General features: G+C 62.8%; 31 protein-coding genes. 13 read left to right on the top strand and 18 right to left on the bottom strand.

The features are described from left to right. Positions 1 to 99: 99 nt before the first annotated feature. Positions 100 to 558 carry an Lrp/AsnC family transcriptional regulator gene (locus tag CK224_RS29625; RefSeq protein ID WP_066998416.1) on the top strand — a complete coding sequence of 153 codons (459 nt, stop codon included), beginning with the start codon at positions 100 to 102 and terminating at the stop codon, positions 556 to 558. Positions 559 to 730: 172 nt separating this feature from the next. Here the strand turns inward: CK224_RS29625 and CK224_RS29620 are convergent, their stop codons facing one another. The 5 genes from CK224_RS29620 to CK224_RS32545 form a co-directional block, all read right to left on the bottom strand. Beyond that, positions 731 to 1051: a plasmid stabilization protein gene (locus CK224_RS29620; protein WP_066998413.1), complete on the bottom strand. Its 321-nt coding sequence runs from the start codon at positions 1049 to 1051 to the stop codon at positions 731 to 733. Positions 1052 to 1082: 31 nt separating this feature from the next. Beyond that, a complete protein-coding gene (locus CK224_RS29615; protein ID WP_066998411.1) occupies positions 1083 to 1286 on the bottom strand; it encodes a hypothetical protein in 204 nt (67 codons plus the stop codon). Between the two features lie 22 nt (positions 1287 to 1308). Next, entirely contained in the window at positions 1309 to 1521 is a 213-nt protein-coding gene (locus CK224_RS29610; protein ID WP_066998409.1) for a hypothetical protein, read from the bottom strand. 116 nt (positions 1522 to 1637) lie between these two features. After that, complete coding sequence (locus tag CK224_RS29605; RefSeq protein WP_095778269.1) at positions 1638 to 2135, bottom strand: hypothetical protein; 498 nt, start codon at positions 2133 to 2135, stop codon at positions 1638 to 1640. Between the two features lie 135 nt (positions 2136 to 2270). Continuing rightward, positions 2271 to 2480, bottom strand: coding sequence for a KGG domain-containing protein (locus CK224_RS32545; RefSeq protein WP_066998404.1), 210 nt, complete (start codon positions 2478 to 2480; stop codon positions 2271 to 2273). 274 nt (positions 2481 to 2754) lie between these two features. Between CK224_RS32545 and CK224_RS31080 the strand changes: the two genes are divergently transcribed. Continuing rightward, entirely contained in the window at positions 2755 to 3132 is a 378-nt protein-coding gene (locus CK224_RS31080) for a hypothetical protein (RefSeq protein ID WP_141245905.1), read from the top strand. Here the strand turns inward: CK224_RS31080 and CK224_RS29585 are convergent. Together CK224_RS29585 and CK224_RS29580 are read right to left on the bottom strand one after the other, a co-directional pair. Further along, positions 3110 to 4030 carry an alpha/beta hydrolase gene (locus CK224_RS29585; RefSeq protein ID WP_095778270.1) on the bottom strand — a complete coding sequence of 307 codons (921 nt, stop codon included), beginning with the start codon at positions 4028 to 4030 and terminating at the stop codon, positions 3110 to 3112. The two genes, CK224_RS31080 and CK224_RS29585, sit on opposite strands and share 23 nt — an antisense overlap. 81 nt (positions 4031 to 4111) lie before the next feature. After that, positions 4112 to 4345: a hypothetical protein gene (locus CK224_RS29580; protein ID WP_095784272.1), complete on the bottom strand. Its 234-nt coding sequence runs from the start codon at positions 4343 to 4345 to the stop codon at positions 4112 to 4114. A 174-nt stretch (positions 4346 to 4519) separates the two neighbouring features. Here CK224_RS29580 and CK224_RS29575 point away from each other — a divergent pair, with 174 nt between their 5' ends. Then, entirely contained in the window at positions 4520 to 5239 is a 720-nt protein-coding gene (locus tag CK224_RS29575; protein ID WP_066998395.1) for a Crp/Fnr family transcriptional regulator, read from the top strand. 7 nt (positions 5240 to 5246) lie between these two features. Here CK224_RS29575 and CK224_RS29570 read toward each other — a convergent pair whose 3' ends face one another. Both CK224_RS29570 and CK224_RS29565 read right to left on the bottom strand, forming a co-directional pair. Beyond that, positions 5247 to 5549 (bottom strand): DUF982 domain-containing protein, encoded by a 303-nt coding sequence (locus CK224_RS29570; RefSeq protein ID WP_066998392.1) that lies wholly within the window; start codon positions 5547 to 5549, stop codon positions 5247 to 5249. 6 nt (positions 5550 to 5555) lie between these two features. Then, positions 5556 to 5747, bottom strand: a complete 192-nt coding sequence (locus tag CK224_RS29565) for a hypothetical protein (protein ID WP_095784242.1) — start codon at positions 5745 to 5747, stop codon at positions 5556 to 5558. Between the two features lie 468 nt (positions 5748 to 6215). Between CK224_RS29565 and CK224_RS29560 the strand changes: the two genes are divergently transcribed. The 3 genes from CK224_RS29560 to CK224_RS29550 all read left to right on the top strand — a co-directional run bounded on the left by CK224_RS29560 (position 6216) and on the right by CK224_RS29550 (position 9038). Beyond that, positions 6216 to 6560, top strand: a complete 345-nt coding sequence (locus CK224_RS29560; RefSeq protein ID WP_066998389.1) for a hypothetical protein — start codon at positions 6216 to 6218, stop codon at positions 6558 to 6560. A gap of 343 nt (positions 6561 to 6903) precedes the next feature. After that, on the top strand, positions 6904 to 8004 hold the full coding sequence (locus tag CK224_RS29555; RefSeq protein WP_066999431.1) for a flavodoxin family protein: 1101 nt from the start codon (positions 6904 to 6906) through the stop codon (positions 8002 to 8004). A gap of 32 nt (positions 8005 to 8036) precedes the next feature. Further along, positions 8037 to 9038: a YihY/virulence factor BrkB family protein gene (locus CK224_RS29550; protein ID WP_095784241.1), complete on the top strand. Its 1002-nt coding sequence runs from the start codon at positions 8037 to 8039 to the stop codon at positions 9036 to 9038. Here CK224_RS29550 and CK224_RS31075 read toward each other — a convergent pair. The 5 genes from CK224_RS31075 to CK224_RS29530 all read right to left on the bottom strand — a co-directional run bounded on the left by CK224_RS31075 (position 8934) and on the right by CK224_RS29530 (position 10908). Beyond that, on the bottom strand, positions 8934 to 9323 hold the full coding sequence (locus CK224_RS31075) for a hypothetical protein (RefSeq protein WP_141245584.1): 390 nt from the start codon (positions 9321 to 9323) through the stop codon (positions 8934 to 8936). The two genes, CK224_RS29550 and CK224_RS31075, sit on opposite strands and share 105 nt — an antisense overlap. Positions 9324 to 9651: 328 nt before the next feature. After that, positions 9652 to 9831 carry a hypothetical protein gene (locus CK224_RS29545; RefSeq protein WP_082953924.1) on the bottom strand — a complete coding sequence of 60 codons (180 nt, stop codon included), beginning with the start codon at positions 9829 to 9831 and terminating at the stop codon, positions 9652 to 9654. Positions 9832 to 9933: 102 nt separating this feature from the next. Then, positions 9934 to 10131: a hypothetical protein gene (locus tag CK224_RS29540; RefSeq protein ID WP_067325226.1), complete on the bottom strand. Its 198-nt coding sequence runs from the start codon at positions 10129 to 10131 to the stop codon at positions 9934 to 9936. 262 nt (positions 10132 to 10393) lie between these two features. Then, positions 10394 to 10579 carry a hypothetical protein gene (locus tag CK224_RS29535; RefSeq protein ID WP_067325223.1) on the bottom strand — a complete coding sequence of 62 codons (186 nt, stop codon included), beginning with the start codon at positions 10577 to 10579 and terminating at the stop codon, positions 10394 to 10396. A gap of 125 nt (positions 10580 to 10704) precedes the next feature. Next, the gene (locus tag CK224_RS29530) at positions 10705 to 10908 is read right to left on the bottom strand and encodes a CsbD family protein (RefSeq protein WP_066999415.1); all 204 of its coding nucleotides are present in this window, start codon (positions 10906 to 10908) and stop codon (positions 10705 to 10707) included. Positions 10909 to 11127: 219 nt separating this feature from the next. Between CK224_RS29530 and CK224_RS29525 the strand changes: the two genes are divergently transcribed. Then, positions 11128 to 11538 carry an HD domain-containing protein gene (locus CK224_RS29525; RefSeq protein ID WP_067325217.1) on the top strand — a complete coding sequence of 137 codons (411 nt, stop codon included), beginning with the start codon at positions 11128 to 11130 and terminating at the stop codon, positions 11536 to 11538. Positions 11539 to 11549: 11 nt separating this feature from the next. Here the strand turns inward: CK224_RS29525 and CK224_RS29520 are convergent, their stop codons facing one another. Beyond that, positions 11550 to 12029 carry a hypothetical protein gene (locus tag CK224_RS29520; protein ID WP_141245904.1) on the bottom strand — a complete coding sequence of 160 codons (480 nt, stop codon included), beginning with the start codon at positions 12027 to 12029 and terminating at the stop codon, positions 11550 to 11552. Between the two features lie 128 nt (positions 12030 to 12157). Between CK224_RS29520 and CK224_RS29515 the strand changes: the two genes are divergently transcribed. From CK224_RS29515 to CK224_RS31590, 4 genes are all read left to right on the top strand, one after another. Continuing rightward, positions 12158 to 12403: a hypothetical protein gene (locus CK224_RS29515; RefSeq protein WP_067325210.1), complete on the top strand. Its 246-nt coding sequence runs from the start codon at positions 12158 to 12160 to the stop codon at positions 12401 to 12403. 32 nt (positions 12404 to 12435) lie between these two features. Next, positions 12436 to 13494 (top strand): PAS domain S-box protein, encoded by a 1059-nt coding sequence (locus CK224_RS29510; RefSeq protein ID WP_245418869.1) that lies wholly within the window; start codon positions 12436 to 12438, stop codon positions 13492 to 13494. A gap of 174 nt (positions 13495 to 13668) precedes the next feature. Beyond that, positions 13669 to 14028 carry an SPW repeat protein gene (locus CK224_RS29505; protein WP_066999436.1) on the top strand — a complete coding sequence of 120 codons (360 nt, stop codon included), beginning with the start codon at positions 13669 to 13671 and terminating at the stop codon, positions 14026 to 14028. 190 nt (positions 14029 to 14218) lie between these two features. Further along, positions 14219 to 14389: a hypothetical protein gene (locus tag CK224_RS31590; RefSeq protein WP_176478057.1), complete on the top strand. Its 171-nt coding sequence runs from the start codon at positions 14219 to 14221 to the stop codon at positions 14387 to 14389. Between the two features lie 195 nt (positions 14390 to 14584). On the opposite strand, the gene CK224_RS29495 is transcribed toward CK224_RS31590, so the two are convergent. After that, positions 14585 to 15052: an Lrp/AsnC family transcriptional regulator gene (locus tag CK224_RS29495; protein WP_066999403.1), complete on the bottom strand. Its 468-nt coding sequence runs from the start codon at positions 15050 to 15052 to the stop codon at positions 14585 to 14587. 141 nt (positions 15053 to 15193) lie between these two features. On the opposite strand from CK224_RS29495, the gene CK224_RS29490 reads away from it, so the two are divergent. Continuing rightward, positions 15194 to 15949, top strand: a complete 756-nt coding sequence (locus CK224_RS29490; RefSeq protein ID WP_095784240.1) for a tryptophan 2,3-dioxygenase family protein — start codon at positions 15194 to 15196, stop codon at positions 15947 to 15949. 267 nt (positions 15950 to 16216) lie between these two features. Beyond that, entirely contained in the window at positions 16217 to 16636 is a 420-nt protein-coding gene (locus CK224_RS29485) for a DoxX family protein (RefSeq protein ID WP_095784239.1), read from the top strand. A gap of 12 nt (positions 16637 to 16648) precedes the next feature. On the opposite strand, the gene CK224_RS29480 is transcribed toward CK224_RS29485, so the two are convergent. Both CK224_RS29480 and CK224_RS29475 read right to left on the bottom strand, forming a co-directional pair. Next, positions 16649 to 16954, bottom strand: a complete 306-nt coding sequence (locus CK224_RS29480) for a hypothetical protein (RefSeq protein WP_066999393.1) — start codon at positions 16952 to 16954, stop codon at positions 16649 to 16651. 63 nt (positions 16955 to 17017) lie between these two features. Beyond that, complete coding sequence (locus tag CK224_RS29475) at positions 17018 to 17287, bottom strand: hypothetical protein (protein WP_095784238.1); 270 nt, start codon at positions 17285 to 17287, stop codon at positions 17018 to 17020. Positions 17288 to 17545: the final 258 nt, after the last annotated feature.

The raw sequence follows: 17545 nt of genomic DNA, 5'->3' as shown, positions 1-17545 counted from the left end.
TAGCCGAAATGCTCCGCAATCGGGTTGCGAAGATGCGCCGTTTCTGCCAAGGTTTGGCATTGGATAGCGAGAATTAAGCCAATATTGGAATCAGACGCCATGAAGCTGGATGAGATCGACAAGCGGATCCTGCGCGCCCTGCAGCGCGACGGGCGCATGGCCAACAACGATCTTGCGAGAGAGGTCGGCCTGTCGCCGTCACCCTGTCTCAGGCGCGTAAAATTGCTGGAGGAGGCTGGCGTCATCGACCGCTATGTCGCGGTGCTCAACCCGGCCAAGATCGGTCGCGGTCATACCTTCTTCACTCGCATCTGGCTGAAGCAGCAGGACGAGGACACGATCGAGCATTTCGCCAGGGAGGTGGCCAAGCTGCCCGAGGTGCTGGAATGCTATCTGATGCTGGGCGACTGCGACGCTCTGGTGCGGGTCGTGGCGGCGGGCATCGAGGACTATCGCCGCTTCCAGTCCGAGCACTTAAGTCGCATCAAGGGGGTGCAGAACGTCAAGACCGACGTTCCCAGCCAGACGGTCAAGCAAACTTCGGAGATGCCGCTTTAGATCTTCCCTTTTCCGTTGAGGGAGAAGGTGGCCGCGAAGCGTCCGGATGCTGCTGGAAGGACCGCCGCGCGGCAATGAGGCGCCAGTTTCCCAGCGCCTCGTTTCGTCCCTATCGTTTCGGCGCTGCGCGCCTATCCGCCGGTCTCCGGCAAGGGAGAAGGTGAACCCACGCCTAATGATGCGCGTGGTGCTCCGCGTTGCGTTTGCGCGTCGCCGCCGCCTTCTTGGCGGAAGCAGAACGCTCGGCCGCCGAGCGCGAGCTTGACGCTTTGCCGCCGGCCTTGCCGCCCTTGTGCGCCGCCGGATGGCCGGTGTGCTTGCCGCGGCCCGAGCCGCCCGCCTTCTTGCCGCCGCCATCGTCCTTGTTGACGGTCGCCCAGGCTCGCCGCTCGGCTTCCTTCTCCGAGACGCCGCGCTTTTCGTAGCCCTCGGCGATATGGTCGGCCTTGCGCTCCTGCTTGTCGGTGTATTTCGATTTGTCTCCGCGTGGCATTTTTCTTCTCCTGTTGCGCCGAGAGGAGCCGCTACGGCTCCTTCTTCGTTTTGACCGCGTCGCCGAGATCGGACCGCTCGGGGTCCTTGTTGTTCTCGCCGGCCGCGTCGCGATCCTCGTCGGGATCGTCCTTGGCTGGCAGATAGCCTCTCGGCCGATTGGCTTTCGGACCTTCCCAACGTGGCCATTGATCGGATGTGCCTGGACGTCCGGTACGGGGTGAATTGCTCATCATTGCCTCGCTTTCAGAGAGCCGGTCAGCCCTCGGCCTTCATGGTTCGTGCGATTTCAAGCAGCTTGTCGCGGTCGTGCCCGTGCTCGCGGATCAGCTCGCGCGCCTGCTTCGGTGAAAGGTCGGTGTTCTCGGCCAGGAACCGCACGTCCGGATCGTCGCCGCCCTTGGTCGGCAGCCTTGCGTCTTGTGCCGTTCGGCCAGCGCCCGGGCGATGTGGAAGTTTGCTTTTATCCATCGTTTTCTCCTTCCGATAACCAACCCTTGGCGAAAGGACTGGTTCCTTCGCCGAGCTGGCGACCGCGATGAGGCAGGGCGCCTGAAACGGGCGGCTGCGGTCGTGCGGGGCCGGGGCTATGCCTTCTCGTTTTCGTGCCCGCGCTCGGCAGCTTCCTTCTTGCGGCGCAGCACTTCGTCGGTGCCGACGATGTCCTTCGCGCCACCGCTGATGGCGGTGGAGACGACCGCGGGCGGATCGCTCGCCGGGAAACTATCTTCGAGACCGGACTGCAATTGTTCTTCCAGCGTGTCCGGGTTCTCCGAGCGTCCTTGCGTGCGGCGGCCGTCGATCTGTTCCACATCCTGTTTGGCGTCGGGATGCTCGCGCACATTGCGCAGCGTGGACACGACGAGTTCGATCGCGAACTCCTTCATTGCCTCGACGTCTCCCGTGACGACGTCCGCTTCTTCGATGACGCGGATGAGGGACGCCTCGACCTTGTCCATCTCGCTCTTGCCTTGGCAGCGCGCCAGCTTCTGGCTCAGGGCGGTGATGAGCAGCGGAGCGAAGGTCGAATAGGCCTGCATACGTGTCTCATCGACACGTTCGGGGTGAAGTGTGCGCACGGACATTGTTGCCTCCGTTCAAACGTCCTGCCGACGGCCGAGCCGCCGGGGTTTCGGAGGAACCAAGGGGAGGGGAAGAAGTTCCAAATTGGATGTTCTGGGCGGCGTCCCGCGAAGGGATCGCGGGACGCCTGCTTAAGCTCAGCGCTGGCCGCCCTTGCGGCCGGCTTCGGATGCACGTTCGCGGTCTTCGGCGAAGTTGCCGCTGCCGCCCCGGTGCTGACCTGAATCCTGCTGACGCATGTTGCGGTCCTCGGCCTGCTGCTGGCCGCGACGCTGATCGTCGCGGTTCTTGTGGCTCTGCTGGCCTGCTTTGACGTGCTGTTGGTGAGTTCCGCCTTGATTAGGCATATCTGCAGCTCCGTTGTTGGGGATTGGTCTTCGGGGTTTGATTCAAGGAGGTTCGACCGCCTTGAGCAATGAGAACCGCTGCCCGCGATCGATGTTCCCCCACGAAATATTTCGTGAATCCTTTTAGCCCGACCATGCCGCGACAGCCTTGTCGTGCGTCGCCGGTCCGCGCGTGCGCCAGGGCCCGGGGCCACGGTCGGTCTCTTTCCTACGACTGAAGTCGGAGTGGCTCGCGCATTGGGCCCTCGACGGCAACCAAAGCGGAGGCTTCGAGTTGGTAGCGGTCGTCGACGAAGTCCCCTTCATCGGCGCCGTTTTGGGTGCCCGCCGTTTCCGCGCAAATGGCGGGCATCCAATACCATCCACAATCATTGGAACCAGGAAGTCGCGCGGCCGGCTTCGAAAGCGAGACGACGTTTTGACCTTTATTTCTGCAAAGCCCAATCTGCGAGAGCCCGAAAGCCTGCCCGCGAACGACAATCGCCTCTCCGTCCTCGCCGACACCTCGATTCTCCAATTCCTCAACGACGACGACGATGTCACCGACATCGCCAGGCGCGCCGAGCGCCTTGGCAATGCCGTGGTGATTGTGATGGCGCTTTGCCTGATCGTTGCGCCGGCGATTTACCTCACCCTGGCCTACGGCCTGTAGCCGCAAAAAACTCGCCGAGCCTTGCGGCTGTCTCGGCCGGCGCCTCCTCGGGAAAGAAATGCCCGCCGGGCATCGTCCCGCCGCTGACCCCGCCGCTGACGTCGTCGGCCCACTCCCGCCACAGTGCCAGCGGACCGCCCTCTCGCGCGTACCATTCGGCGAGCGCGCCATGTCCGCTCCATAGCGCAAGCATCGGGCAGCCGATGCGCCGGCCGGCTTTGCGGTCCGCCTGGTCGTGCTCACGGTCGAGCGTCGCTGCCGCACGGTATTCCTCGCAGATGGCGTGCGCGTGGGCTGGATCGCGCAAGGCCTCGGCATAAGCCTGCCGGACCTCGTCGGGAAAGGCGGCAGGCGAGGAACCCCAGCCAGCCAGCGCGCTGTCGACGATCGCATCCGCGGCCGCGGTCATGATCGTCTCCGGCAGCGGCTCGGCTTGCGCCAAGAGCGACCAGGGCCAATAGCCCAGCGCCAGCCGGGCGTCGGCCCTGTCCCAGACATCGGCGGTGGGTACGATGTCGAGCACGGCAAGCTTCTCGACGCGGTCCGGGTGGTCCAGCGCCAGGCGATACGCAACGCGTCCACCGCGATCGTGGCCGGCAACCATGAAGCGGACAAAGCCGAGCTTCGTCATCAGCGCCGCGAGGTCGGCAGCCATGGCGCGCTTGGCGTAGGGCGCATGATCCGGATCGGATGGCGGACAGGAGCTTTTGCCGTAGCCGCGCAAGTCGGCGCAGACGACGCTAAAGCGGTCGATCAGCTTCGGCGCCACGTCGCGCCACATCAGATGCGTTTCGGGGAAGCCGTGCAGCAGGAGCAGCGCCGGGCCGCTGCCGGCAGTCCGGATGAATGTCCGTGCCGCGCCCGTATCGACTTCCGCGCTTTCGAAACCGCCGAACATGCTTTCTGCTCCACAGGCGGAATGGCCGCGGGCGGGATGGTTGCTCGGGCCGCGGCTTCTCTCGGCTGGCGCCTTCCGTGGTCAGCTCCAGGCGGATTTGACTGTAAGGGACGCCTCGAATATCTGGCCTCTCTTGTCGGTGCGCATTTTGATGGTGATCTTGAGGTTATCACTGTTCGGCATCTCGTCGCGCGCGACATCCTGCAAGATCCTGAGCGCCTCCTTTCGCGCGTTTTCTGGTGAGGAGAAGAGCTGCCCCTCGCTGTCCATTTGCGTGTGCACGGTGTTGTACAAATCGAAGTAGAAGCGTTCCATCCGCGAAAGCATCCGCCGCAACCTGGACGTTCAATCCCTGCGCGCGATCATGGTTCCAAAGGACCGTCTTGGCCGGGGACTGCTTGCCGGCGGCTGGCGGTGTGGTGGTCCGCTGCAACCCGGCCCGGCTCTGCAACGTTAGGCCCTTGCAAAATCCACAACGGGCGGCCGCGCATGCTGGAACCCCTTTATCTGAACCTGGGTCAGCACGATGCTCTCTCCGAAAGCGAGAAGGCGTTGCTGGCCAGCGCCACATCGGTGGAGAAGTATTTCGTCGCCGGGGAGGATCTCGTCGCCGAAGGATCAAGGCCGACTTTCAGCACCCTCATCGTCGACGGGATTGCCGCGCGCTACAAGGTGCTGGAGGACGGCGGCCGGCAGTTCACCGCGCTCCATGTTGCCGGCGATTTCGTCGATCTGCACGCTTTTCTCCTGAAGACCATGGACCATGGCATCGTCGCGCTGTCGCCCTGCCATATCATTGCGGCGGAGCACAGCAAGTTGCGGGAAATCACCGAAAAGGCCCCGCATTTGACGAGGCTGCTCTGGTTGGACACGCTGGTGGACGGCGCCATCCACCGGGAATGGATCGTGGCCATGGGACGCCGCTCCAAGACCGCGCATCTGGCGCATCTGATATGCGAACTCTTCGTCAGGCTGCAGGCCGTGAAGAAGACGCGGGTCATGAGCTTCAATCTGCCGCTTTCGCAGGCCGAACTCGCCGATGTGCTCGGTCTGTCCGTCGTCCATATGAATCGGGTCATCGGCACGTTGCGGCGCATGAACGTCATCAACTGGACCAACCACCTGATCGACATCCTCGACTGGAACCGTCTGGTCGCCATTGCGGAATTCGACCCGACCTATCTCAGCATGAGGAACGAGCCAAGGTGAGGACGCGTCAGCGCGGCGGCCCTTGGTCGTCGCCAGACCACAGCGCGTCGAGCATCGAGAGTGCCGCGCTCGGGTCGGCCGTCCTCAGCAGGCCCTGCCGGGCGGCGGCCTGCTTGAAAGCGTCGAAGGCGACCGCCGGACGGCAAATGCCCGCCATCGCGTCGTTCACCAGCCGTGCCGCCGCGACATAGTCGGGCGCTTCCTTGTTCTTCCAGGCTCCGTCCAATGCCTTCCTTGCGTCGGCGATCGACGAAACCACCATTGAGCCGCCAGTGACGAAGCGGATGGTGAGCGGCAGGAATCTACTCATCCCCGGTCACCATCCAAGCCATTGTTGCGCGCGCCAGGCGAGGCCGGCGAAGGGCGCCGCGGTCACCGCCGCTGCCGCCAGAATGAAAAGATAATTGTTGGTCCGAAAGGGTCTCATCGTTGCCACCACATGTTTTTGGATCGTCATAACGAGGATGCCGCCGACCGGTTGCACGGGCAGGCGCTGAAGAAGCGGCAAGCTAGTTATTCGCCGGCCGGCTGGGCGGCTGCGGGCGGTACGGCGGGCGCGGCCTGAGCGGCACGTCGGCGCGCGAGGACTGGATCGGCCAGGGAGGCCGGGGCACCCTGGCGCAGAAATGATCTGAACAGTGTGCCGATCAGATTTCGAATCTCCATGGGACTCTCCTCGTAGAGTCCCCCCAAGCTGCGAGCGACTAGCACTCCGGCAGCATCCGCGCATTTAACTTTGATGTACCTGCGCCACGCCCTGCCGAGACCGCAGCCTCGACCGAAAGCCAACCTTTTCGGCCGGCATGCGTTGTCTCTTCGATAGCGTTGTCTCTCGAGAAGGGGATGACGAATGCCCCGGTGCCCCACCGCCACCCGGTGGCAAACACGACGAACGGGGCCAGAGTCGACGTCGGCCTGCCAAGGCGAACGGCTCTCCCCGATCGTCGGCGGTTGCCGAATCCATAAGGAGGCTCCAATGAAGAAAGCACTTCTTGGCTTCGCCATTGTCCTGATGTCGGGCCAAATGCCGGGAATGACTGCCGCGGCCCAAACACAGCTGGAGAATCCGCAGATCGAGGATTGCCAGGTCAAACCGGATGCCAACGCGACCCCTAGTCAGACCGGCGAGCAGCCGAAAGCGCAGGCCCCGCAAGCGCAGGCCAATGATCAGTCCAACAACCTGACCGCCAGCCTGGCGCCTTGCGACGGTGTGCTGAAGCCTCCGCCCACCGGAGACAAGAACGCTACCGCTCCGCCGGCCGACACCAGCCAGATGCCGGTGATCAAGCCGGGCGAGGTCCCGCCGCAGACGTCGAAGTAGAACGCCTCATCGGTCTGGCAGGAAACTTTTCCCGCGCGGACGAGTTACTGCCTGTGCAGTTCCCGGATACCCGAACTGCTTCCCACAATTGCCGCCCCGGCTCTCCCATCCGGGGCGGTTTTTTGCCGGCGGCGGGCCCGGCAGGCCCTGCCTCGGTGCCTTATCTTCTCGGCTCCGAAGCACGGAACCATCGGGCCCGCGCCGAATTGTCCTCAGCGGGCCGCGTCAGCCGGACCTGGTGGTAAAGAGAACAGGGTTTGGTTTCTCCGGCTTCACACCCTGGCCAACGAAAAGGCAGTCGAGCTCTTGTCCCACCCGGCCCGCCCAACTCGGGCGTGGGCGCATGGCAAACAGCACAGATTTCAGCAAGGGCCCTGAGCCGCGCAAAGGCATGCCGAGCCCGCGTCTCGGCGAAAGCGAATTCAAGGCACGCTATCTGAGACAATTCTACGATCCGGCCTTTCAGCCGGAGGCGGATGCCATTGGCAGGCTGGCCGAGATCGCCTGGCAGGCTTACAGCGAAGAACGCAAGGCACCGATCACCAGAAAGGCGGGACAGGGCTTCCACGATCCGGACTATGATCTCTCCGTCGACTGGTTCGCCGCGCACGAAGCGGTCGAAGCGGCACAGCGCCGATACGAGGACAAGACCGCGCCGTCCCGCATCCTGCTCATAAACGGCTCCTCGCGCAGCGAGCACACCTGCCCGGGCGAAATGTCGAAAAGCTTCCGCCTTGTCGAGTTGGCGCGCAGCGCCATTGCAGCAAGACCGGGCTTCGCGATCGAGGTTCTCGACCTCGCGCGGCTCGCCTCCGAATACGGCCGCAGGATCTTTCCCTGCAAGGCGTGCTTCTCGACCGCGGCCGCGCTCTGCCATTGGCCATGCTCCTGCTACCCCAATCATTCGCTCGGGCAGGTCAATGACTGGATGAACGACATCTACCCGCTCTGGGTCGAGGCGCATGGCGTCATGATCGTCACGCCGGTCAACTGGTACCATTCCTCCTCGCCGGTGAAGCTGATGATGGACCGGCTTGTCTGCGCCGACGGCGGCAATCCCGATCCTTCGCTGACGCAGGGCAAGGATGCCGCGCTCGCCAAGAAGGTCGAGCTTGCCGGCTGGGACTATCCGCGCCATCTCGCCGGCCGGCTGTTCTCCGTCATCGTGCATGGCGACACCGAAGGTGCCGGAAGGGTGCGTCACAGCCTGGCCGACTGGCTGCGCTCGATGAAGCTCGATCCGGTGGGCGAGGCTGCCGAGCTCGACCGCTACATTGGCTACTGGAAGCCCTATGCGACGAGCCATGACGAGCTCGACGCCGACCATGCCGTGCAGAGGGAAGTCCGCAATGCCGCGCTGGCGCTCGCCGAAGCCGTCGAGAAGCGTCGCGCGGGTTCGTTCCAGACCATCGGAGCCGGGCTCGAGGATCCGCGCCCCAAATAGCCGCCGAGGAGAAACAGCCGACGGGAAGGAAGATGCAGCGCTGGTTCCAGGAAGCCTGGGTTGTGCTGAAAGAGAGCATCACCGGCTATGTCAACGACAATGCGCTGAGCCATGGCGCGGCGATGGCCTTCTACGCCACGACCTCGCTGGCGCCGATCCTTCTGATCGTCGTAGCGATCGCGGGCGTCGTCATCGGCAACGACGCCGCGCAGCTCGCGCTTTCGGCTGAGTTCGCTGGGGTGATGGGCCCGCAGAGCGCCGAACTCCTCAAGGCGGTGATCGAGACCGCCGCGCATCGCGGGTCCAGCACGCTGGCCACCCTCATTGGGCTGATCACGCTGCTTGTCACCGCCTCCGGCGTCTTCGGAGAGATGCAGCAGTCGTTGAACGAGATATGGAAAGTCAAGCCCAGCGGCGTTTCGCTTTCGCGCCTGGTGCGGGCGAGGGCGGCAAGCCTCGGGCTGGTGGCAGCTCTTGGCTTCATGCTTCTGGTGTCGCTCGCCGCAAGCACGGCGATCTCGGCGCTGAGCGAGGTCATCAACCAGCACCTGCCGTTCGGCGAGCTGATCGTGAGCGCGATCAACACCATCGTCTCCTTCGTGCTGATCGCGCTGCTCTTCGCGGCGATCTACAAGGTCCTGCCGGACCGCAGGCTCAAATGGCGCGACGTCGGCGTCGGTTCCATCGTCACCGCGCTGCTCTTCACCATCGGCAAGTCGCTGATCGGCTGGTACATCGGCACCAGCGCCATCGGCACGTCCTATGGCGCTGCCGGCGCGCTGATGGTCGTGCTGGTCTGGGTTTACTATTCGGCACAGATTTTCCTCTTCGGTGCCGAGATCACCCGCGCCTATTCGGTGCGGAGCGGCAGCCGGCAGGATCTCGCGCCGGTGGTGGCGGCCAGCGACGAAACGTCAAGGTCAGGCAGGTCACCGCAACCGGGCGTGCCGGACGGCGAGGTCGTCAGATGGATCGTCCTCAGCAGCCTGATCACGGTGCTGGTCTCGGAGTTCCGGCGCTGGCGGCAGCGGTGAGGATGCTGGCCGCCGGTTCGAGAGTTGGCCGTTCTCTGCTTGTCGCTCCTGCTGACGCTTTTCGACTTCGTAGGAAAGCCAGCGGCAGAACATCCCGATGATCGAGGTGGCGGCGCCGCCAAGCAGGCAGGCAATCAGCAACGGATTTTGCGATACGTGCTCCCAACTGACGATCGCCAGCAGCATCACGCTTACCGTTGAGATCGAATAGCCTATGCCCTTGAGCAGATGCAGCGACGATATGGTCATCCCGGCCCGCCTTTCAGGTGCAACAATCAGCGGCAACCGAAGTTCCATGCACCCAGTGCCAGGCGCTTGGCAGCGGTTTCGCCGCTGTGTGCGAGCCGTTGAAACCTTGTCCAGCCGAATGCGTTGCCTCACGTATCAATCGCGGGAGGAAGTCGTCACGATGCCAAAGACAGGGCCAGGTTGGGAGCAGGCCTATCAACCGCTCGAGTTCGCCGCAAAGCACGGCCTGACCCTGAGGCAGGCTGAGATCGTCATCCAGACCAATGGACCGTCCAAATACAAATGCGATCTGGCGGCTCCGATCTTTCTCAAGGCGCTGAAGCAGTTCGCAAAGAATCGCGGGACGCCTGGCCGGCAAGCAGCATCAGTGTCGGCTTTTGAGGAACCGGGCTTCGCGCAGCAGCGAAGGCCAGTCGGTTCCGATTAGCTTGATCAACTCGCGGGCATCGTTTTCCGAAATGTCCGCGTCCTTTGCCAATCGGTGGGCGAGCATTTGGACATCGGCCTCCGTTTGCTGCACCTGCTTTCCATCATTTCCAACCATGGCGCGCCTCCTCTCAGACAAGAACTTTCGAGGTGGCCGTATGTTTCATTTTGGCGGCAAGAGGCAGGCCGCCGGCGAACCTAAAGTTCGCGCAGGCTTGCGCTACTTGCGTTTGGCCTTCAGCTTTTCACTCAATTCGACCGGATCGCGGCAGCCGTTCTCAAACAAAATCAGCGCGTGCCTTGCCGCATGAAGCCGCTCCTCACTGTCCGACGGTATGCGAAATGTGCGGCAGTAGTCGTCGAGAGCGGCTGCTAGGATGACCAAATCCTCGGGGTCGAGGAAACCCGGAAAAACCATAGCTCTCCCTCCCGTTGACAGGTGAAAGTGAAAGCGTGGTCCGCGCTTACAAACGCTGGCCTGGGTTTGGGAGTTGCGGATAAGCGCTGGCGGCGGGGTCACATGTTGTGTCACCCTGCCATCAAGCGGAACCTTCTCGCGTCAGGGACGGAGCGGTTTGGAAGCCCGGGCTTTGCCGCCGAGCACAGCACTATGCCGATTCTGGCCGAAGTCCGCTGCGGGTTCGAGAAAGATGGTATCCGATCGCCCGAGGCGATGGCGCCTAGCGCTTCCGCTTTCCGGCGCCGGAAGGCTTAGGCCCCACGGTCACGAGCGCCTCGCGCATTATCCGCAGGGCTTCATCGGGGGTAAGGCCGCATTTGCGGGCAAAATAAATCGCTTCGGAAGCCTCCGATCGCGAGGCTGCGGCGATAACGGACAAGGCCGGTCTCGATTTCTTCTTGGCCATCGGTTCACCGTGCCACGAATCGCTTAGTCAACTAATATAACGTCCCTGTTCTGAAATCAAAATTCTGGCTTTGAGCCCGCAGCCCCGATCGGGGCTGCGGGCTCAATTTTATCCGGCGGCGGATCTTACCAGCCTTGGCGACTCGCCCAGTCGTCGATGTCGCGGCGGATGCGATCCTTCTCGATGCCGTAGCGCTCTTGGATCTTGCCTTCGAGCTGCTCGCGGTTGCCGGCGATGCGGTCGAGGTCGTCATCGGTGAGCTTGCCCCACTGTTCCTTCACCTTGCCCTTGACCTGCTTCCAGTTACCTTCGACGCGGTTCCAATCCATGGTGCAGACCTCCTTTGTGTTTGCGTAAACGCTAACGACTGCGCGGGCCGCGGGTTCCTGTTTTTCGGCCGGACACGAGGGAACATTTGAACGCTGCTCATGTTCTGCCGCAGTATGGCGCGCTGTCCCCTGCAAGGCGTGCCGGCGGACCGGGTCGGGACCCAATCCTGCCCGTCTCGTTGTCCCGTTGGGGAGGGCTTCCAATAGATCGAGGAGATCATGCTTTACCAGGCAGCGAAGATCGCCGAAGAGGCCCATCGCGGCCAGAAAGACAAGACCGGCCGTCCCTTTATCGAACATCTGAGACGCGTCGCCGATGCGGTCGAAACGCTTGACGAGAAAACCGTCGCCTACCTGCACGACGTGGTCGAGAAAGGCGAGGGGTGGACGCTCGATCGGCTCGAGGCCGAGGGCTTCGGCTTTCCGGTCGTCGCTGCCGTTGACGCGCTGACGAAAAGAATGGACGAAAGCGAGCACGACTTTGTCTGCCGTGCGGCGTCCAACGAGCTTGCGCTGCCTGTCAAGCAGGCGGACCTCAAGGACAATCTCTGGCAGGCGCACCAAGCGGGCATCGACCCCGAGAAGTACGAGAACGGACTGCGCCTGCTCGACGAGTTGACCAGCGAGTGACTGGAATTGCCCTAGCCCTTGTCGCTCACCTGCAGCAGATCCGCCGACTCGGGTGAAAGGAGCGAGCGTTCCCGCAACGCCTTTTCCAGGTCGTTGCGGCTGTCAGCCGGGCAGGCGTCGGGCAGGTCGAGCGCCGTCAGCGCCTCTTCGTCGAATTCGATGGCTCCGCCATAGAGCTGAGCCACCTGCATCACCAGACTCTCGATATCCTCGCGGGCAATGTTCTCGGCGAGATTCATCAGCCTGATTTCTTCCGACAATTGGATGATGTTGACGATGCCGTTTTCCCGCAAAGCCCGCTGGACCTTGTGGTGAGCGTCGTTGCGCAACCGGTCGGAAAATCCTCGTAACATCGGAAAAACCTCCTTTCGCGGCGGTTCATCCCTCTGCCGGCCATAATGCGCCGACGTCGCTCGGTTGGCAACTAAAAAATGGAAAAGCTGTAAAAAAATCAACAAGTTAGCATAGAACGGCAAATGCGGTGTAGCCATATCGTTAGCACCGCCAGCGTCCCCCACCTTTGTTGTCTCGCATGACCTTGACGTCTTTTGAGCCGAATCCTACTTTTACTGGCAGTGAGTGACATACTCATTCGTGTCATGACCTGCGGGAGGCTAGGGTGGTTGAGTTGGAGCGGCCGCAAAGGCTGCAGATCATGTTGACGGAAGAGGAACTCGCGGCAGTCGAGAACTGGCGCTTCGAGAAACGCATGCCAAGCCGCTCGGCCGCCGTTCGCGAGCTTCTGCGAAGGGGCCTTGCATCCGAAGGTTTCCTGACAGCCGAGACCGGCATGAAGTCGCAGGATTTCGGCGTGCTGGATCCAGCAAAGGGGAATGGCGAAAATCCTGACCCCTCCAAGGCTTAGCCGCTTGCTATGAGATTCGGCCGCGCTAACTAATGCCCATGGTGACATCCGGGGGCAGGGAAATTGAAGATGCCAGCGCCAATGCGCGTCTGGCCGCCATTGTCGATTCTTCCTTCGATGCCATCATCGGCAAGGATCTGAACAGCATCATCACCGACTGGAACCGCGCGGCAGAACGCATGTTCGGCTACAGCGCGGAGGAAGCTATCGGCCAATCGATGCTGCTCCTTATCCCCGAGCATATGCACGATGAGGAGACCGACATTATCAGCCGCATCCGCCGGGGCGAGGGCGTGGCAAATCTCGACACGATGCGAAAGCGCAAGGACGGCTCGCTCGTTGCCGTTTCGGTAACGGTGTCGCCGATCAGGAGCCTTGCGGGCGAGATCGTCGGCGCCTCCACGATCGCGCGCGACATCACCGCCGCCAGGGAAAATGAGCGCCGCATCCGGCTCCTGATGCGCGAGGTCAACCACCGTGTGAAGAACCAGTTCGCGGTGATCCTGTCGATGGTCAGGGAAACCAACAAGCGTTCTGCCAGCCCCAGCGAGTTCGAGGAGATGATCCGAGCCCGGATCATGGCGCTGTCGCGCTCGCACGATCTGCTGGTCACCTCGGAATGGGCAGGCGCCAGTCTCTTCGACCTCATCCAGGAACATCTGAAACCGTTTGGTCATGAGGAGCGCATCTCGCTTTCCGGCCCGCTTTTGACGCTGCAGTCGAATGCCGTGCAGAATCTCGGCATGGCCTTCCACGAGCTAGGCACCAACTCGTCGAAATATGGCGCGTTGGCGGGCGAGGGCGGGCACGTCGAGATCACCTGGACGGTCGAGACCGGCCCGAAGGCGCAGCGCCACTTTCACCTTGTCTGGCAGGAGAGGTCGAATGGCCATGCCAATGGCGAGCCGGACGAGACGGCGCGCAAGGGTTTTGGCACGGTGGTGCTGCAGCGGGTGGCCCCGCAGTCGCTCAGCGGCTCTTCCAGTCTCGAGCGCTCGTCCGGTGCGTTGAAATGGTCGCTGACGGCACCGCTCGAGGCCATTGTCATGCCACAGCTCGGCGCCGAGAGCGGAAGCGACTTTTACGGATAAGGGCCCGTTCCGGACCTCGAAGCATTTGCCGTAAGGGGCTTGAGCGGCGCGCAATACGGCTACCGGGGAAGGTTCCCTTGTCGCTCCGTAAAAATGTATTACATCATGTAACATAGCGTGCGCATTGCACGCGAATGCAGTTGCTTTGGTCTGGCTTCATCGATGGAGGTTGTCATGGCAAGCAAACTGATGGAAGAAAGGAAGAGCAAGGACTGGGTTATCCTGGTCCTCGCGATCTGCCTGTTCATCTCACCCTGGGTCATCGGATTCACCGCGGCAATGATGCCCGCGTGGAACGCCTGGATTGTTGGCGTCCTGCTCGGTGCGCTGGCGCTCGCGACGCTTTCGGTGTTCGCCGAATGGGAGGAATGGGTAAATCTCGTGCTCGGGCTCTGGCTGATCGTGTCGCCCTGGCTGCTGGGCTTCGCGGCAGACAGGAACGTAATGCTCACGCACGTCATCCTTGGCGTGCTCGTGGTCGCGGCATCTGCCTGGGCCGTCTGGGACGTCCGTCATCCCCACGCGCATGCGTGAGCGGTGATTAAGGGAGCCCGCCGCGCAAGCGGCGAGCTCCTTTGAAAGACAATTCCAGGAAAAGCGTGCAGCCGGTTTTCCGACCGGAACTGCATGGAAGACCTATCGGGGCAGGGGCTTGGCGGCGGTTGCGACCTCACGCAATTGCTGCAACCGGACACCTTTTCGTGCATTCTTGGGAATGGCCCCGATGCTCCATCCCGATCAGCCTGCCAAATGCTGTTCCTATTGCGGCGGCCGCGATCACGAGTTCGAGGCGTGCCCGAAGCGCAAGGCCGACGCCGAGAAGGAAAAGCCGCTGCGGGAGCCCGAGCCGGCCGGCCGTAGGGAGCCTGACGTGGAATCCAAATACCTGACGTAGCGTTCCTTCGCGCCCCCCTCTGTCCTGCCGGACATCTCCCCCACAAAGGGGGAGATTAGCAGTTCCGCCGCCGGCGATCTTCCTACACTTGGCGAAAGCCGGCGTGACATCCGATCTCCCCCCAAGTGGGGGAGATGTCCGGCAGGACAGAGGGGGGCGCTGTCCCGCCGACGTCTCCATCTTTTCGCGCCCGGACTACCGCAGCGCATGCGCCGCTGCATCGGCGAACGAGATGTCGCCCTTGATCTCGCGCATCGCCATCGAGGTGACGGTGCGGCGCACGCCGGGCAGCCGGCTGAGTTCCTCGCGCAGCATCCTGTCCAGCGCCCGCATGTCGACGGTGACGATCTGCAACAGATAGTCGGCCTCGCCGGTCGTGGCATAGCAGCGGCGGATCAGCGGGTGCTTTCTCACCGCCGCCTCGAAGGCGTCGGACACCTCGAAGTCGATCGACACCTGGATGAAGGCCTCGATGTCGAAGCCGATCGCGGCCGGATCGATGCGGGTGGAATAGCTGCGGATGATGCCTTGATCCTCGAGCGCCTTCACCCGTTTCCAGCACGGCGTCTTGCTCAGTCCCACCTCTTCGGCCAGTTCGCCGAAGGAGATGCGCGCGTCGCGCTCGAGTGCTGACACTATCTTGCGGTCAAGGGCATCAAGCATGGTCTGTTCTCCAATGTCGCGCCAAAGACGATAATTGTGCTGCAATTCCCGTCAATTGGATAACAGAAAGGAACAATGTTCAAGCTTAAAGCGCTATCCTCGGGCCACCTGCCGAACATGCTCGCGCGAGGAGGATGAGCCATGGACAAGTCGGACTATCACGCCCGCATCGAGGCGCCCGAAATGCGCGACTACGGCGTCTATCTCAAATGCGACCAGCTGCTCGCCTGCCAGAAGCCGCTCTCGCAGATGGTCAATGCCGACGAGCTGCAGTTCCAGATCGTGCACCAGGTCGAGGAATTGTGGATGAAGCTCATCGCCTACACGCTGGTCGACGTGCTCGACTATCTGGAGAGGCAGGACACGCACCGCATCGTCTCGCTGATGGGCCGCGTGCACCGGCTGGTGCGCATGATGACGGCGCAGCTCGATCTGCTGGAGACGATGTCGCCCAAGGAGTACCAGCAGATCCGCCTCGAGCTCGGTAATGGCAGCGGCCAGGAATCGCCAGGCTTCAAGCTTATCCTGCGCCTGCCGCCGGACCTCTGGCGGGCCTTCAAGCATTCGTATCTCGACGGCCGCGGGCTTTCCGTCGAGGACGTCTACGACGCTCACTACGATCATGGCGATGCTTATGTCGTGGCCGAGGCGCTGATCGAGTTCGACGAGCTGTTCCAGAAATTCCGCGCCAGCCACCTCTATCTCATCCACCGCTCGATCGGTCTCGGCGCCAAGTCGCTGAAGGGCCGCCCGGTGGAGATCCTGGAAGGCGGGGCCCGCCACCGCTTCTTCCCCGAACTCTGGGACATACGCTGCGACATGACCGACCGCTGGGGTGCGGCCTACGGCACCGTGCGCGACTCGATCAGCCACCCGCCGCACGCGAAGGCGGGCTGAGCTTTCCTCGCCCCGCGCGAACAGGCGAGAGGTGGCGCGGCGTAGCCGCGAGGGAGAGCGCCCTCGTTGAGCGCCGAGCTTGGCTGTGGGCTCGCCGTCTGGCGGTTCGTCCCGGCGTCGCCGGCGCCTCACCGGCTGCTGCGCGGCGACTCTCCGCGGCCTGCAGTGGGGTGAGGAAACAAGTGAAGCAAAAATTCCGGCCCCTGTCGGAATCATTGCCCTTCCTCCGTCCTTGGGGCATCAACAGCTTCGAACCGGAGGGACAACGTGGAAACGCAATCGGCCTGGCAGACCGCCGCCATTCTCATCGCTCGCCTGATCTTCGCCGCCGTCTTCGCGATGGCCGTGACCTTCAAGTTCATGGATATGGGCGCCACCGCTGGCTACATCGCCGCCGCCGGGTTTCCGTTCCCGCTGTTTCTCGCCTGGTGCGCGGCGATCCTGGAAGTGCTTTTGGTGGTCGCCTTCCTCACCGGCGCCTTCTTCACGCCGGCGGCGCTGGTCGCGGCGCTTTATGTGATCTTCCTCGGCTTTTCATTCCACGGCCCGTCGCACTGGGCCGGCAACCAGGCCGAGTTCGGCTTCTTCGTCGACCATTTCACTTTCCTCGCCGGCCTGTTCTTCGCCGCCGTGCATGGGCCGGGCAAGTTGCTCGCCGTCCGGCAGGGTTGGCCGGGCCGGGCGTGAGGCGCCGCCACTTCACATCTGATCGTTATAGGGTTCCTTCATCTGCCCGACCATGCGCGCCAGCTTGGAGAAGGAAGGCATGTCCGCTTCCGGCTGGCATTGGTTGGCGAGCTCGAGCAGGCGGATCGGGAAGTTGATCGCATCGCGGTTCGACGCCGAAATCGCCTCGGACCGGTCCTCGCCTGTCTCGACGGCCTCGGCCTTGCGCAATGCGATGTCGATCTCCTCGACCGTCAGCACCCCCTTGCGCACCAGGGTATGGTTGATTGCCGCGACGGCCATCAGCAGGCCCTCGAGTTGCAGATTGGCAACGTTCATGGCGCTTCCTCCCATTGACCTCGCTTGAAAACGCATGAGCGGCGTTTCCGATCCGGGAGCGCCTTAGGCCTCGATCAGGCGCACGCCGTATTCGGCCCAGAGCTGCTTGATCTCGCGGGCGCCCAGCGGCGGGGTCGAGCGATCTCCATAGGAGATGGCCACGGCGCTCAGGTCATATTGGCCGTCGGCTTCGGCGATGAAGCGGATGGCCTCGCCAAGCGGGCGCGAATGGAAGACCGGATCCGCCTGGCCTCGGCCAAGACTGCGAACGCCTGAAATACCTGCTGGCGCATGCCGCATCCGAAAGACCGATGCCATGGCGGATTTGTCCATGCCCGCTCTCCGCGATTCCCCTTGGGGAATGATTCCATAAGGTCCGGCTAATGACCAGCCCAAGACAACCGGGCACACCAACGACAACCGGGCACACCAACCCGCCGCTATGGAAAGGCCGGGCTCTGGGCCCGGCCTCCTTCAGCGGGTGCGCTGCGGCGGCCGTCGGGGCACGATTGCTCTAGAGCGGGATGAAGTCATCTCCGGTCGTATCCTGCATTGGCGAAGTAGTTTGAGCACTCGGCGGGTGTCGTCCGG

This window comes from Mesorhizobium sp. WSM3862 (assembly GCF_002294985.1).
Classification (GTDB): Bacteria; Pseudomonadota; Alphaproteobacteria; order Rhizobiales; family Rhizobiaceae; genus Mesorhizobium.
This window is presented reverse-complemented; position numbering and strand designations above follow the sequence as displayed.

Excerpts from the sequence above, each read along its gene's own strand:
- CK224_RS29570 (WP_066998392.1), bottom strand. The coding sequence starts at position 5,549 with ATGAGTAGATTCCTGCCGCTCACCATCCGCTTCGTCACTGGCGGCTCA.
- CK224_RS29580 (WP_095784272.1), bottom strand. The coding sequence starts at position 4,345 with ATGGAACGCTTCTACTTCGATTTGTACAACACCGTGCACACGCAAATG.
- CK224_RS29510 (WP_245418869.1), top strand. The coding sequence starts at position 12,436 with ATGCCCATGGTGACATCCGGGGGCAGGGAAATTGAAGATGCCAGCGCC.
- CK224_RS29490 (WP_095784240.1), top strand. The coding sequence starts at position 15,194 with ATGGACAAGTCGGACTATCACGCCCGCATCGAGGCGCCCGAAATGCGC.
- CK224_RS29520 (WP_141245904.1), bottom strand. The coding sequence starts at position 12,029 with ATGGCTACACCGCATTTGCCGTTCTATGCTAACTTGTTGATTTTTTTA.
- CK224_RS29620 (WP_066998413.1), bottom strand. The coding sequence starts at position 1,051 with ATGCCACGCGGAGACAAATCGAAATACACCGACAAGCAGGAGCGCAAG.
- CK224_RS29530 (WP_066999415.1), bottom strand. The coding sequence starts at position 10,908 with ATGGATTGGAACCGCGTCGAAGGTAACTGGAAGCAGGTCAAGGGCAAG.
- CK224_RS29475 (WP_095784238.1), bottom strand. The coding sequence starts at position 17,287 with ATGGACAAATCCGCCATGGCATCGGTCTTTCGGATGCGGCATGCGCCA.
- CK224_RS29555 (WP_066999431.1), top strand. The coding sequence starts at position 6,904 with ATGGCAAACAGCACAGATTTCAGCAAGGGCCCTGAGCCGCGCAAAGGC.
- CK224_RS29610 (WP_066998409.1), bottom strand. The coding sequence starts at position 1,521 with ATGGATAAAAGCAAACTTCCACATCGCCCGGGCGCTGGCCGAACGGCA.
- CK224_RS29560 (WP_066998389.1), top strand. The coding sequence starts at position 6,216 with ATGAAGAAAGCACTTCTTGGCTTCGCCATTGTCCTGATGTCGGGCCAA.
- CK224_RS29605 (WP_095778269.1), bottom strand. The coding sequence starts at position 2,135 with ATGTCCGTGCGCACACTTCACCCCGAACGTGTCGATGAGACACGTATG.
- CK224_RS32545 (WP_066998404.1), bottom strand. The coding sequence starts at position 2,480 with ATGCCTAATCAAGGCGGAACTCACCAACAGCACGTCAAAGCAGGCCAG.
- CK224_RS29615 (WP_066998411.1), bottom strand. The coding sequence starts at position 1,286 with ATGATGAGCAATTCACCCCGTACCGGACGTCCAGGCACATCCGATCAA.
- CK224_RS31590 (WP_176478057.1), top strand. The coding sequence starts at position 14,219 with ATGCTCCATCCCGATCAGCCTGCCAAATGCTGTTCCTATTGCGGCGGC.
- CK224_RS29480 (WP_066999393.1), bottom strand. The coding sequence starts at position 16,954 with ATGAACGTTGCCAATCTGCAACTCGAGGGCCTGCTGATGGCCGTCGCG.
- CK224_RS29535 (WP_067325223.1), bottom strand. The coding sequence starts at position 10,579 with ATGGCCAAGAAGAAATCGAGACCGGCCTTGTCCGTTATCGCCGCAGCC.
- CK224_RS29525 (WP_067325217.1), top strand. The coding sequence starts at position 11,128 with ATGCTTTACCAGGCAGCGAAGATCGCCGAAGAGGCCCATCGCGGCCAG.
- CK224_RS29575 (WP_066998395.1), top strand. The coding sequence starts at position 4,520 with ATGCTGGAACCCCTTTATCTGAACCTGGGTCAGCACGATGCTCTCTCC.
- CK224_RS29625 (WP_066998416.1), top strand. The coding sequence starts at position 100 with ATGAAGCTGGATGAGATCGACAAGCGGATCCTGCGCGCCCTGCAGCGC.
- CK224_RS29550 (WP_095784241.1), top strand. The coding sequence starts at position 8,037 with ATGCAGCGCTGGTTCCAGGAAGCCTGGGTTGTGCTGAAAGAGAGCATC.
- CK224_RS29585 (WP_095778270.1), bottom strand. The coding sequence starts at position 4,030 with ATGTTCGGCGGTTTCGAAAGCGCGGAAGTCGATACGGGCGCGGCACGG.
- CK224_RS29545 (WP_082953924.1), bottom strand. The coding sequence starts at position 9,831 with ATGGTTGGAAATGATGGAAAGCAGGTGCAGCAAACGGAGGCCGATGTC.
- CK224_RS29540 (WP_067325226.1), bottom strand. The coding sequence starts at position 10,131 with ATGGTTTTTCCGGGTTTCCTCGACCCCGAGGATTTGGTCATCCTAGCA.
- CK224_RS29495 (WP_066999403.1), bottom strand. The coding sequence starts at position 15,052 with ATGCTTGATGCCCTTGACCGCAAGATAGTGTCAGCACTCGAGCGCGAC.
- CK224_RS29505 (WP_066999436.1), top strand. The coding sequence starts at position 13,669 with ATGGCAAGCAAACTGATGGAAGAAAGGAAGAGCAAGGACTGGGTTATC.